At 61.1% G+C, this 12,124-nt stretch carries 12 protein-coding genes and 1 pseudogene; 4 read left to right on the plus strand and 9 right to left on the minus strand.

Features of this window, described 5'->3' with window-relative positions; translation table 11 throughout:
• Positions 1-59: 59 nt before the first annotated feature.
• From ACIOTN_RS15960 to purN, 3 genes and pseudogenes are all read right to left on the minus strand, one after another.
• A pseudogene (locus tag ACIOTN_RS15960) lies at positions 60-140 on the minus strand (hypothetical protein); the annotation flags it as partial.
• Between the two features lie 29 nt (positions 141-169).
• The gene (locus ACIOTN_RS15965; protein ID WP_402735696.1) at positions 170-1,684 is read right to left on the minus strand and encodes an SDR family NAD(P)-dependent oxidoreductase; all 1,515 of its coding nucleotides are present in this window, start codon (positions 1,682-1,684) and stop codon (positions 170-172) included.
• A 32-nt stretch (positions 1,685-1,716) separates the two neighbouring features.
• Positions 1,717-2,286, minus strand: a complete 570-nt coding sequence (gene purN / locus ACIOTN_RS15970; protein WP_105661636.1) for a phosphoribosylglycinamide formyltransferase — start codon at positions 2,284-2,286, stop codon at positions 1,717-1,719.
• 148 nt (positions 2,287-2,434) lie between these two features.
• Here purN and ACIOTN_RS15975 point away from each other — a divergent pair, with 148 nt between their 5' ends.
• Both ACIOTN_RS15975 and ACIOTN_RS15980 read left to right on the plus strand, forming a co-directional pair.
• Positions 2,435-2,965, plus strand: a complete 531-nt coding sequence (locus tag ACIOTN_RS15975) for a DinB family protein (protein WP_181149021.1) — start codon at positions 2,435-2,437, stop codon at positions 2,963-2,965.
• A gap of 105 nt (positions 2,966-3,070) precedes the next feature.
• Positions 3,071-3,709, plus strand: coding sequence for a hypothetical protein (locus ACIOTN_RS15980; RefSeq protein ID WP_402735697.1), 639 nt, complete (start codon positions 3,071-3,073; stop codon positions 3,707-3,709).
• Positions 3,710-3,727: 18 nt separating this feature from the next.
• Here the strand turns inward: ACIOTN_RS15980 and ACIOTN_RS15985 are convergent, their stop codons facing one another.
• From ACIOTN_RS15985 to ACIOTN_RS16000, 4 genes are all read right to left on the minus strand, one after another.
• Positions 3,728-5,017, minus strand: coding sequence for a DUF6350 family protein (locus ACIOTN_RS15985; protein ID WP_105657489.1), 1,290 nt, complete (start codon positions 5,015-5,017; stop codon positions 3,728-3,730).
• A 104-nt stretch (positions 5,018-5,121) separates the two neighbouring features.
• Entirely contained in the window at positions 5,122-5,931 is an 810-nt protein-coding gene (locus tag ACIOTN_RS15990; RefSeq protein ID WP_105657358.1) for an aldolase/citrate lyase family protein, read from the minus strand.
• On the minus strand, positions 5,916-6,701 hold the full coding sequence (hpaH, locus tag ACIOTN_RS15995) for a 2-oxo-hept-4-ene-1,7-dioate hydratase (protein ID WP_105657357.1): 786 nt from the start codon (positions 6,699-6,701) through the stop codon (positions 5,916-5,918). Before hpaH ends, ACIOTN_RS15990 begins: the two co-directional genes overlap by 16 nt.
• Positions 6,702-6,937: 236 nt before the next feature.
• Positions 6,938-7,621, minus strand: a complete 684-nt coding sequence (locus tag ACIOTN_RS16000; protein ID WP_402735698.1) for a CE1759 family FMN reductase — start codon at positions 7,619-7,621, stop codon at positions 6,938-6,940.
• A 152-nt stretch (positions 7,622-7,773) separates the two neighbouring features.
• On the opposite strand from ACIOTN_RS16000, the gene kynA reads away from it, so the two are divergent.
• Together kynA and ACIOTN_RS16010 are read left to right on the plus strand one after the other, a co-directional pair.
• The gene (kynA, locus tag ACIOTN_RS16005) at positions 7,774-8,640 is read left to right on the plus strand and encodes a tryptophan 2,3-dioxygenase (RefSeq protein WP_105657355.1); all 867 of its coding nucleotides are present in this window, start codon (positions 7,774-7,776) and stop codon (positions 8,638-8,640) included.
• A gap of 109 nt (positions 8,641-8,749) precedes the next feature.
• Positions 8,750-9,469, plus strand: a complete 720-nt coding sequence (locus ACIOTN_RS16010; RefSeq protein ID WP_146112260.1) for a PaaX family transcriptional regulator C-terminal domain-containing protein — start codon at positions 8,750-8,752, stop codon at positions 9,467-9,469.
• Here the strand turns inward: ACIOTN_RS16010 and ACIOTN_RS16015 are convergent.
• Together ACIOTN_RS16015 and ACIOTN_RS16020 are read right to left on the minus strand one after the other, a co-directional pair.
• Positions 9,466-10,350 carry a CoA transferase gene (locus ACIOTN_RS16015; RefSeq protein WP_402735699.1) on the minus strand — a complete coding sequence of 295 codons (885 nt, stop codon included), beginning with the start codon at positions 10,348-10,350 and terminating at the stop codon, positions 9,466-9,468. The genes ACIOTN_RS16010 and ACIOTN_RS16015 overlap by 4 nt on opposite strands.
• Positions 10,351-10,947: 597 nt before the next feature.
• Entirely contained in the window at positions 10,948-11,691 is a 744-nt protein-coding gene (locus ACIOTN_RS16020; RefSeq protein WP_105661631.1) for a transglycosylase family protein, read from the minus strand.
• Positions 11,692-12,124 lie beyond the last annotated feature (433 nt).

Consider the following 12,124-nt stretch of genomic DNA (forward strand, 5'->3'; position numbering starts at 1 on the left):
CACGCCATGGCGTGCGAAGGTCCAGCCCCGCTGCAATCCACGGTCCTGGCTTGCTGGAATCACTGGATCAGTCTCCCGTCCGGAGCAACCGCATACCAGACCCCGCCTACGCCCTGGCCGTTGGTATCACCGGGCTTGGCGTCCTAGCCGGGGAGGATTCCGCCGACCCCTACCAGGGCGATGGCTCATAGTCCTTGAGGAAGCAGCCATACAGGTCAATGCCGCGTTCCCCGTCAACGATCGGCTGGTACACCCGGGCCGCGCCATCAATCAGGTCCAAGGGGGCGTGCCATCCGTCGGCAACTTTCCGGACCTTCGCATCATGCGGGCGCTCATCGGTGATCCACCCGGTGTCCACCGCGCTCATGAGGATCCGGTCGGTCTTCAGCATCTCTTCCGCGCTGGTGCGGGTGAGCATGTTCAGCGAGGCCTTGGCCATATAGGTGTGCGGGTGCCCGGCCCCCTTGTAGCGGCGGGAGAACTGGCCTTCCATCGCCGAGACGTTCACGATGTACTTGCGCCGGGCCCCGCTGGCGGCCAAGGCCGGGCGCAGCCGCGAAGCGAGCAGGAACGGGGCGGTGACATTGCACAACTGCACTTCGAGCATTTCCAGGGCATCAACATCACCCAGGATCTGCGTCCAGGAATTATCCGTCACCACGTCCGGGATCAAGCCCCCGGCATCGATTGCGGTTCCCGCTGCGATTCGTTCCAGCGATGCGGAGCCGGCCCTCATGGCCAGATCGGCCAGCTGCTGCGCATCGTAGCTTTCCGATGCCGCCGGGGCCAGCAGGGCTGATTCTTCCAGGCGGAAGGCACTGGCCAGGGCCTTGGGATGCTCGGAGGGCGGGTTCGCTTCGCCCCACAGCTCCGGTCCCCCGTTGCCAGGCAGCAACTGCGCGGTCAGGGGCTGCTGCTCGGATTCGACCAGATGCTGGTAGGAGTTGGCCGTGCGCCGCACGGTCTGGGCGGCGTTGTTGATCAGGATATCGAGCGGTCCTTCGGCAGCGACGCGGTCGGCCAGGGAGATGACCTGTGCCGGGTCGCGCAAGTCGATGCCGGCAATGCGCAGCCGGTGCATCCATTCGGCACTGTCCTCCAGTGCCGCGAAGCGCCGTGCGGCGTCCTTGGGAAAACGCGTGGTGATGGTGGTGTGGGCTCCATCGCGCAGCAGCCGCAGCGCGATGTGCATGCCGATTTTGGCTCGCCCGCCGGTCAGCAAGGCGCGCTTGCCGCTCAGGTCCGCGCGCGCGTCCCTGCGTTCGCGTCCCTGTGCGGCGCAGTCAGGGCAAAGATAATGGTGGAAGGCATCCACGGTGGTGTAGCGCTGCTTGCAGATGTAGCAGCCACGCGGCTTGCGGAATTCCCCGGCGCTTGCGCTTCCGGTTGAACTGCTCAGGTCCAGGCCGAGGGTTTCGTCATCCAGCCGTTGCGGCGAGCCGGTGGCGGTGCGCTCGATCACCGCCCTGTCCGCGGCACTGATCTCGGCACGCTTTTGGGACTTGCGGTAGCGCTTGGCCGCCTTGAACATATTGCTGGTGGCCCTGCGCACGGCAATGTGCCGTTCATCCTCGGGATCCAGCTGGTGCACCACCGACAGGACCTTCAAAGCGGCGGATAGTTCTGCTTCGGTAAACAGTTCGGTTTCTGGTGCCTGCAAAGGCAGCGGCGTAGGTTCAGTCATCTCCCCACCAATTTTACGCGGTGGGCAGCGCCCTATTTTCCCTTGGCGAGATCGGCGAGCGTGGCAATGAGCAGGCGGCGCTCGACGAGCTTGATGCGCTCATGCAGCGATTCCTCGGTGTCGTGCTCTTCAATCGGCACGGCTTCCTGGCGCAGGATCGGACCGGTATCAACACCGGCATCGGCAATGTGCACGGTGCAGCCGGTGACCTTCACGCCGTAGGCCAGCGCATCGCGCACGCCGTGGGCGCCCGGGAAGGACGGCAACAGCGCAGGGTGGGTGTTGATGTAGGTGCCGTCGAAGGCATTGATGAATTCCTCGCCGACGATGCGCATGAAACCGGAGGAGACAACATAGTCCGGGGCGTAGGACAAGCACTTTCCGGTGAGCGCATGGTTCCATTCGCCGCGATCCGCGTAGTCCTTGAAGTTCACGACGAACGTTTCGATTCCGGCTTCATCCGAACGCTGCACGCCGTAGGTGCCGTGCTTATCCGCTCCCACGGCCGCAATCTCGACATTGTCCAGCTGGCCGTCGGCCACTGCATCGATGACTGCCTGGAGATTAGAACCGGTACCTGAAACCAAAACCACAATGCGCATGAATTCAATTCTACGGTTCGCCGGGGCCGGCGCTTCATCCCGGACGCAATGTTGCATGGCGTTTCGATCCGCAAGCCTTTTCCCGGCACCGTTGTCGCGCGCCGGCCCTAAACTGGCCTTGAGAGTTCCATTCGAAGTGGAGATGCTGATGAGCCAGATAGTTCCCGACGGCAAGGACTGGACCGTTGTCCTGGAGACGGTATGCGCGCAGTGCGCCGTCGATGTGCGCGGCATCTCGCCCGGCGATGCCATGACCCAGCTTCCGGTGTGCGTGGACCGCTACATCGAGGTGCTCGCGCGCCCCGATGCGCAGACCCGCACGAACCCTGCCCGCTGGAGCGACCAGGAGTACGTGGCCCACGTCGCCGAAATGCTGCAGGTGATGACCGGGCGCCTGGACCTGATGCTTGAGCACGATGACCCGACGTTCCCCAACTGGGACCAGGACCGGGCCGCCGATGAGGGAAACTACAATTCGCTGCCTGCAGGGCAGGTCGCCGAGCTGTTGCGCGAAAGCGCCGCCCGCTACGCCGCGAAGCTGTCGAGCATCGACCCGGCGCAGTATTCCCGCCGCGGCCTGCGCTCGAACGGTGCCGCGTTTACCATTGAAACGCTGAATCAGTATGCCTGGCATGACGTCATGCATCATCTGTGGGATCTGGCTCCGCAGACCAGCTAGGCGCGCCCGACACAAACGAAGGGGCCAAATGGCAGGTGCACTGCCCTTTGGCTAGACTTCTTGGCGTACGCGCGAAAACAGTTCTACATAAGGAGCCAGGCAGTCATGCCCAAGGCATATTTCGGGAAAATTTCTGCACTGGCTTTCACCGGGCTGCTGTCCTTGACTGCGTGTTCTGCCGGGATTCCGCAGACCGGTGAATCCGCTGCTCCAGTCCCATCGGCTGAAGAATACATGCCGCTTCTGGTGCAAACGCAGGATGATGAAGACAAGCTTCCTGAAGGCTTTGAGGATACCGAGTCCTACGACGCGGAAACCCGCCACCTGCTGGCCACCTCGGACTTCGGCAGGCACTACGTCGCAGTAGGCAGCGAAGGCCAGCTGTGCATGATCGCCGTTCCCAAGCCCGTGGAAGAAGATGGCGATTACGAGATCGCCGGGACCACCTGCCCGACGATGGATTATGTGGTCCAGAACGGTATTCCGCTCAAGGTCGATGGCGGCGAAAACAGCTTCAAGACCGTCACCTACCTGATGCCGGCTGGCATCAGCGACGTGACGGTGGAGAACTCCATCTCCGAGCTTCGCGCCGAGCATCCCGAACTTGAAGCCGAGGATATCCAGGTAGTTGCCGAGAATGATTCGGTGCTGCTGGTGATGGAGGAGTCGACTGCCAGTGCGCTGGGGACGATCATCATCAACCGCCCCGATGGCGATCCGCTGGTCCTGGCCAGCCTGACCTAGGCCAACAGCGGCAAGCCTCTAGCCTTCGAGTACCGGGTCGGTCTCGAACAGCGGGGCAATCAAGTAGCCGATCGCGGTGCCCACACCGATTTGCAGTGCCAAGGCACCTGCGGTCGCCCACATGTTCGGGCCGATCTCAACCAGTCGCCCAATGGCCAGGGAGCCGGATGACAGCCAGGAACCGATCAGGCTCAGCAGCCCGCAGACAATGCCGGTGAAGACCGCCAAGGACGCGGTCGATGCCGCCAGCGACAGGGCATTGAACGGAATGCGACGGGCAAACCAGTCTTCGAGGTGGTTCTCGCCCACACGCAAGAAGTACCAGCCGGCCACGATGCCCGCGGCCACGGGAATCAGCAGGAACAGCCATTGATGGGCCATCTCGCCTGAAGGAAGTGAAGCCAGCATCGGAATCGACGGCAGCGGACCCACCGTGGTTTCCAAGGTGGACAGGGTGCTGCCGGTACCGATGCTGAAACCGCCGCCGCTGATCCAGGACAAGACCCAGAACACTGCGTTCGGGATGAAGGACAACTGCACCGTGGTCAGCGCGGCCGAGCCGATCGGGCCGGGGCGCAGCTCCTGCGACACGTTGGCGACGTCGGTCCAGTGCACGCCCAGGTTGATGGCCAGCAGCAATCCGGAGATTCCCACGGCAGCGACATAGCCGAGGAACCCGGCCACGATCACATGCCATACGTAGGATCCGGCCCAGCGGCGATGCGGTGAGATCCGCTGGATATAGGCGGCCGTATCGACACCGAAAAGGCGAGCCCAGGAGCCTGCTTCGCGCCGCGCGCCAATGATCAGGCCCACGAGCGCGATGATCAGCGGAATGAAGGTCGCCGCGATGATATTGACCCGCGCATGCGCGTTATTGGCGAGGAACCCGATACCGGTACCGATGGCCCCGTAGGCCACGAAGGCGCCGAGCAGCCCTTGCCAGAGCTGGTCGGTGTAGGAAGCGCGAGCGATGCGCCGTCCTGCACGCAAGCAGAACAAGAACGGCAACAGCGATAGTCCCAACGGGATCAGCGTGACCCATCCGGTCACTGAACTGGGGTCAGCTTCGGGGCCGAGATTCAGGATCTCCACCGGCACGCCGTGGATAAGCAGCCAAATGAGGCCGCCGAACTGCAAGATGGCCTCAAACGAGTCTTCGAGGAAGCCTCCGCTGAAATAGACGGCGACCAGCGGCAGGGTGATCAGGGCAAGGCAAAAGACCACGGATTGCAGTATCTCGAAGACCCCCTGCAACGCCAGGGGCATTGGCCAGCCGTTGCGCAGGCGCAACATCACTGCCTTCATGGGTTTCTTTTCGCGGCTCATCATCTTCAATGTTGCCATCATTGGCGCCGACCGGCCTCGATCGACGCGCAATGATGACCTGAAGGGTTGCCTAGAACACTGGGCTAATAGCTGTCCGGAGCAGCGCTTTGGGCCTCGGAATTGAAGCTTGCAGCCAGTGCTTCGGTGGCACGCGCCAGCAGTGCCACGTCGGCACCCACGCCGACGTAATCCGCGCCGGCGGCCATGTATTCGCGGGCGCTCTTCTGGTCGAAGGCGTTGACCCCGGCATACTTGCCTGCGGCCTTGGCGGCATTGATGGACTTGATCACCGCAGCGACCACGTCCGGGTGGCTCTGCTGTCCGATGACGCCCATGGAGGCGGCCAGGTCCGATGGACCGATGAAAATCCCGTCAACACCTTCGGTGGCAACGATTTCCTCGACGTTCCGCACCGCTTCATCCGCTTCGATTTGAACCATGATGGTGATGGTCTCATCAGCGCGGGTCAGGTACTCGGGGATGCGGTTCCAGCGAGCCGAGCGGGCCAGGGCGGAACCGACACCGCGTACGCCCTTGGGCGGGTACTGGCAGGAGGCGACGGCAGCGGCGGCTTGCTGGGCATCATTGACCATCGGGATGATCAGTGACTGCACGCCCAGGTCCAGGAACTGCTTGATCACCACCGGATCGTTGACCGCAGGGCGGACCACTGGAACGACCGGGTAGCTGCGCACGGCCTGCAGCTGGGCCAAAATGTTCTGCAGGTCGTTGGGCGAATGCTCGCCATCGATGAACAACCAATCGAACCCTGCACCTGCGCAGATTTCAGCGATCAGCGGGGAAGCTGAACAGACCCAGATGCCTGCCAACGAGTGGTCGGCGTCCTTGAGCGCATCCTTCAGCGACGGATCCGCTTCTACTCGAAATGACATGTCACAGTTCCTAGCGGTCCGTAATCGGCAAAGACGGTATCCCCTGCATTGACCCACATCGGGCGGGTGAAGGATCCGGCCAGGATGATTTCCCCGGCCTTGAGCTTGTCGCCGTGCGGGGCAATCTTGTTGGCGAGCCAGTACACGCCAGCGGCAGGGTGGTTCAGCACACCGGCTGCGACACCGGTTTCTTCGACGGTCTGGTTCTTGAACAAGATCCCGGAGACCCAACGCAAATCGATGTTCTCCGGCTTGACCGGGTTGCCGCCGATCACCATGGCACCCATGGCGGCGTTGTCGCTGATGGTATCCACAATGGTGCGGCCTTCCATCTCCACGCGGGCATCGAGGATTTCCAAAGCGGGGATGACGTATTCGGTAGCTTCGAGCACATCGAAAATGTTCGCCCTCGGGCCTTCGATGTCCTTCTTGAGCTTGAAGGCCAGCTCCATCTCTACGCGGGCACCGGTGAAGTCTTCCCACTTCAGCTTCGCGCCGGAGTCGTAGACCATGTCATCGAAGATGATTCCGTAGTCAGGCTCGGTGATTCCGGTAGCCATCTGCATGGCGCGGGAGGTCAGCCCGATCTTGCGGCCGACCAGCACGCGGCCAGCGGCTTCGGAGCGCTGGCGCCACAGGTTCTGGACCCGGTAGGAATCTTCTACCGTCATTTCTGGATAGCGTGCGGTCAGACGCGGCACGGGAGTCCGTGTCTCGCCGGCCTGGACCAGCTCATCGGCAATGGCCGTGATTGTTTCCTCGGATAGCATCGACGGCTACACCTTTCACTACTGTTCAAACCTCTTGGGGCTGCCGCCATCTCGAAGAGATGACTTAGCTCACGGTTCTTGATCGTACCGAGGTTCGAGATTGAAGGCACATCGTACTAACATTCTGCTCGACTTTTCGTGGTCCTTCGGGCTCCTTTTCGCAAAAGATTTGGCCCACCGCCATGAGCCCCGGTGCGGGTGCATGGCCGTGGGCGCAACCTGGCGGAACGGCCGACTCAGGATCCGGATTTGAGGTTTGCCAGCAACGCTTCGAAGGGCAGTGAGGAGAGTTCATCATCGGGGTCGGCGAATTCGCTGACCGAGGGAGCGATGGAACGGGTATCCCCCAAATCCGCATCAGCGGAGAATTCCCCTTCGTTCAGGGACAGCGCCAGGACGACTTCTCGCGCAACCCGGCGAGCGCGATCTGCCAGCGTGCCGGTCAACCCATGTCCCCCGAAGTCTTCCGAAGCCGCGAAAACCGTTGTCGGCATGATGTGCGCCCTGAGGTAGGAGAAGATCGGACGCATGGCGTAGTCAACCGCGAGCTGGTGCCGCTGGGTTCCCGCGGTGGCAGCGAGCACGACCGGTTTGCCGTTGAGCGATTTAGGGTCCAGGATATCGAGGAAGGACTTGAAGAGGCCTGAGACCGAGGCCGTGAAGACCGGGGTGACGGCAACGAGCACGTCGGCATTCACCACTGCGTCGATAACTTTTTGCAGGCCCGGGGCGGCGAAACCGGTCAGCATATTATTAGTGATTTCACCAGCATGCTCACGCAGTTCGATATTGCTCACGTCGGCTTGCACGCCGGCGGCAGCTAGCTGCGCGGCAATATTCTCTCCGATTTGCTGGCCCAGCAGCGAGGAGCTCGATGGGGTTCCCAGCCCACCGCTGATGACGACTACTGACTTGCTCACTGTTCTTGCCTTTCACTATTTATATGCGTATGCATGTATCAACAGCGGGGGCGCCGGACGTATTCCCGGCATCGGCAGATCTTTTCGCCTCGTCGGCTCAATTCGGTTTTTCACTATTGTGACGGTCGCAATCTTATTGATAATATCTGCATATGAGCACTCCGAAGCCACAGACCGAGAATCAGCGCGCGATTGAAGATGGCGTCCGCACTGACTTCAAAAACACGATGTCCTACGGCGGCTACCTTGATCTGGAACGCATCCTGTCAGCGCAGCATCCGGTCAGCGTTCCCGAGCACCACGATGAAATGCTCTTCATCATCCAGCACCAGACCAGCGAACTGTGGCTCAAGCTCATGCTCCATGAACTCCTCGAAGCACGCCGCCTGCTGGGCCTCGATGACTTCGGCAAGGCCCTGAAATGCCTTGCCCGTGTAAAGCACATCCAGAAGACCCTGACCGAGCAGTGGTCGGTCCTGGCGACCTTGACGCCGCGCGAATATGCACAGTTCCGCGACTTCCTCGGCTCCTCCTCCGGTTTCCAGTCCTTCCAGTACCGCGCCGTGGAGTTCATTCTGGGCAACAAGCATGAAGGCATGCTCAAGGTCCACGAGGCAGATCCAAAGGCCCACGAGCTACTGTCCAAACTGCTTCACGAGCCAGGTCTCTACGATGTGTTCCTGGCCGCCCTGTCCCGCCACGGTTACGACATTCCCGAAGACGTGCTTTCACGGGACTTCACCAAGCCTTGGGCATTCCAGGAGGCACTGGTGCCAATATTCAAGGATATCTACGAGTCCGAGGACACCCGCTGGGGCTTCTACCAAGCCTGCGAGGACCTGGTAGACGTCGAGGACAACTTCCAGGCATGGCGCTTCCGCCACATGCGCGTTGTCCAGCGCACCATCGGATTCAAGCGCGGCACCGGTGGCTCCTCGGGCGTTGACTTCCTCAAGCGCGCCCTGGACCTGACCTTTTTCCCAGAGCTGTTCGCGGTGCGTACCGAAATTGGCAAGTAGCACCTCCCTCACGGCTCTGAGCCTCGATGACTTCGAGGCGAGATGCGGAAGCGCCACATCGATTATCCGCACGATTACCGGCCTTTATATACGGCATGAGAAAACTCCGGTGGCGCGCACCCGAATAGTGGAACTGGCACATGCTGCCGGAGTTTCGGTCCCTGCGGCGCAAACCGCCATCTCCCGACTGATTGACCGGGAAGTGCTGGAAGCAGCGCAATCTTCCACCTTGCGCGTTCCGAGCGCGGCGCAACAGATGTTCGAGCGTGGCACCAGAAGAATATTCACCCCGCGCCAAATGTCAGGCAGTGACCCCTGGTGCCTGGTGGCCTACTCCCTGCCAGAGACCTTGCGCTCCTTGCGCCACCAGGTACGCAAGCATTTCTTGCAGCTTGGCGGCGGCATGCTCGGCTCCGGATTATGGATTTTCCCCGAGTACCTGCGAGAGGAAGTCTCGGCGGTGCTCAGTGCCCTGGGAGCCAGGGAACACGCGACGCTTTTTACCGCCCAGAAACCATACTTCCCCGGACCACCGCAGCAGGCTGCCGGGCAGTGGTGGGATCTTGAGCGCCTGGGCACGTTGCATCGAGCGTTCCTGGAGAGCACCGCTTCCCTGGATTCCAGCGACATTGCTCCGTCCAGCGCTTATCGGGGGTATGTCACGATGGTCGATTCATGGCGTGCTCTTCCCTACCTTGACCCCGGCTTGCCGGAGTTCATGCTGCCCGCCCACTGGCCTGGCGATGAAAGCAGGGAACGCTTCTTGGCACTGTCCAGCGCATTCCAGGAACCAGCCTCGCTCTTCGCACGCTCGCTTCTGGCTTCCTAGTTCCAGACTGGTTCATCTTCTCCATACGGAGCAGGCGGACCAGGGTAGTCCAGCGCCTGGCCTGCCATACTGAAGGGCGGCGGGACATAGTCAAGGGTGCCGAAAGTACTATCCACCCGCTTCAGCCGCACGCCACCGTCGAATTGAACGGGTTGTTGCGGGGCGTCGAAGGCGAACAGCGCATGAGCGGTCCGAGCCAAGGAGAATCGCACCGACCCGGTACGCCCTTGGACACTGCGCGCCCGAACCAAAGCGATGACGGCAGCAGCGAGCCCGTAGCCAGTGGCGTGGTCCAAAGCCTGCACCGGCAATGCGCCCGGTGATTGCCCGTTACCACGGTAAGCCTCCGAGATGCCGGTGGCAGCTTGCACGATACTGTCGAACCCGTGCCGTTGGGCCCAGGGTCCTTCGAAGCCCCACGCACCTAATTCAGCAACAACGAGCTGCGGGTACCGCTGGGCTAATTCATCCCCGCCAAGCCCTGCCTTGGCCAAAGCCCCGGGGCGATAGCCCAAGAGGACGGCATCAGCATCCTGCAGCAGTTCGTGGATCCGCGCCTGCCCTGCTGCGTTTTTCAAATCCAGCAGCGTGCTGCGCTTGCCGAATCCGGTATCAACATATTGCCAAGGCAATTCGGGGAGCAGCGGTCCGTCCACGCGCAAGACCTGGGCGCCAAGTGCTGCCAACGTCCTGGTTGCGGTGGGGCCAGCGATGACCCGTGTGAGGTCCAGAACCTTCAACCCTCGAAGGGGCATTGCTGCACGCGGGTCAAATTTCCAGACCGGAGCCGAACCTGTTGGGCGCATGCGGAATTGAGCCCAGTGCCCGCTGCCGGCCGCTTGGCCCTCTGCCGAGCTGAGCCACTGTTGACGGGATCGCACCTGCGCGGCTATTCCACCAGCGGCAATAATGCGTTCTTGGGCATCGTGGGCACAAAGGCTTGCCACTGCGTCGGCGATGTCAATCCCCGAAGATGTTCCCAATGCAGAGTGGAGCGAGCGTTCATGGTGAGGGTAATTCGCGTGGGTTCTGATCCAGCCGTCGGCCGTTCGGTAGAATCCCGAATATCGAGCAAAACCTTGTGGTTTCTGCCCCGCGATGCGCAAGTGGGCAGAGGACGCGAAGGCCGCTGCGATATCCGGCGTCGCTGTGGCGAGCCATGGTGAGGCAGCGGCAAGATCATTAAGGGCGGAACATACCAAGCCAACGGATCGAGCTGCGAGCTTCTCCGCGTTCAAAGGACCAGCCCACCAAACCGCGGGCCCCGTAACACGGCAATCACCTGCCGTCTCGAGCAATCGGTGCGCGGTGAACCCCGAACCCAGGATATGGCCTTCGGCCACGCGCTCATCTTCGGAATGCAGCATGAACCTCAGCCTATACCCGGAAAATCACCACTTCGATGCAGGCAGTTGGAAAACGGAAAACCCGCGTCGTGTAAAAAATACGCGACGCGGGTTATCTGAAGCTCTGCGGAATTAGTTCGCTGGAACGTTCAGGGTCTGCCCGACCATGATCAGGTCTGGGTTGCTCAGCTGATCGTCATTCAAGACGAACAGGCCACGCCAGTCCTTGACGCCAAGCTGGTCGGCAACCTTAGCCAAGGTATCGCCGGACTTGACGGTGTAGTCCTTGCCCGAATCGGTCACGTCAATGTTGAACACTGGTGCCTTTGGAGCTGGAGCAGCGTGCTTTGGAGCTGCCTGCTGCTTGGGAGCCTGCTTCTGGACCGGAGCGGCCTGCTGCTTAGGTGCTGCCTGCTGCTTTGGGGCCGCCTGCTGCTTAGGAGCGGCCTGCTGCTTTGGTGCTGCCTGCTGCTTTGGTGCTGCCTGCTGCTGAGGAGCCTGCTTCTGAGGAGTCGCGGAACCCGAAGGGGAACCGCTAATGCCCAGCTTTGCGGTACATGCTGGCCATGCGCCCCAACCCTGGGATGCCTGGACCTTGGTTGCAACGCGAATCTGCTCGGCCTTCGAAGCCTGGTGAGGCATGCCCGAACCGCCAAACGCCTTCCAAGTGGACAGCGAGAACTGCAGGCCACCGTAGTAGCCGTTGCCGGTGTTGATGGACCAGTTGCCACCGGACTCGCACTGAGCCAGCTTGTCCCAGGTGCCTGCGGCATTAGCTGGTGCGGAAGCTGCAACGATTGCGGTGCCGGCAACTGCAACGGCGGCCAGCGAGGCTCCACCGCGGCGGATCAAGTTCTTGGTCTTCTGCTGGATCATGATTCTCCAGTTGCTCTTCCCGCGCTCAGGTCTTCCTAGACCATCCTCGTGCACCACTCAGCGTCGCATTTCGACTTTGATTAAATACTGCCCTGGTGAGCGGTTTGGAAGTCCCGGCAGTACCTGTTTCCCCATAACACTGCGAGTGTTATCGAAACGTTATGAATGACCATAACGCACCAACCCACCACCCTCGCAACTCAGGAAACGGTCAGAAACCCCGTAAATACAGGTCAATTGGCCAGAAAAAAATTTTGAATCGGGTCCGAAAATCACCATGATCCCCATATCAAGCAACGAAAATGTTACTTTCCAAAAATGGAGATTATCCAGCTCGCTGTGATATAGCTTGCAATTCATTTCTGGGCCGTGCCCAGCTCCCTTCAAGGTTGCATTCCGCCTTCGCCAAAGCTGGAATAGCGGCGTCCGAAAC

Origin of the sequence: Glutamicibacter sp. NPDC087661, assembly GCF_044743275.1 — a bacterium.
In the GTDB taxonomy this organism is placed as follows: Bacteria; Actinomycetota; Actinomycetes; order Actinomycetales; family Micrococcaceae; genus Glutamicibacter.

Bases quoted from the DNA above. Each gene is read 5' to 3' on its own strand.
- ACIOTN_RS15965 (WP_402735696.1), bottom strand. From the start codon at position 1,684: ATGACTGAACCTACGCCGCTGCCTTTGCAGGCACCAGAAACCGAACTG.
- purN (WP_105661636.1), bottom strand. From the start codon at position 2,286: ATGCGCATTGTGGTTTTGGTTTCAGGTACCGGTTCTAATCTCCAGGCA.
- ACIOTN_RS15975 (WP_181149021.1), top strand. From the start codon at position 2,435: ATGAGCCAGATAGTTCCCGACGGCAAGGACTGGACCGTTGTCCTGGAG.
- ACIOTN_RS15980 (WP_402735697.1), top strand. From the start codon at position 3,071: ATGCCCAAGGCATATTTCGGGAAAATTTCTGCACTGGCTTTCACCGGG.
- ACIOTN_RS15985 (WP_105657489.1), bottom strand. From the start codon at position 5,017: ATGAAGGCAGTGATGTTGCGCCTGCGCAACGGCTGGCCAATGCCCCTG.
- ACIOTN_RS15990 (WP_105657358.1), bottom strand. From the start codon at position 5,931: ATGTCATTTCGAGTAGAAGCGGATCCGTCGCTGAAGGATGCGCTCAAG.
- hpaH (WP_105657357.1), bottom strand. From the start codon at position 6,701: ATGCTATCCGAGGAAACAATCACGGCCATTGCCGATGAGCTGGTCCAG.
- kynA (WP_105657355.1), top strand. From the start codon at position 7,774: ATGAGCACTCCGAAGCCACAGACCGAGAATCAGCGCGCGATTGAAGAT.
- ACIOTN_RS16020 (WP_105661631.1), bottom strand. From the start codon at position 11,691: ATGATCCAGCAGAAGACCAAGAACTTGATCCGCCGCGGTGGAGCCTCG.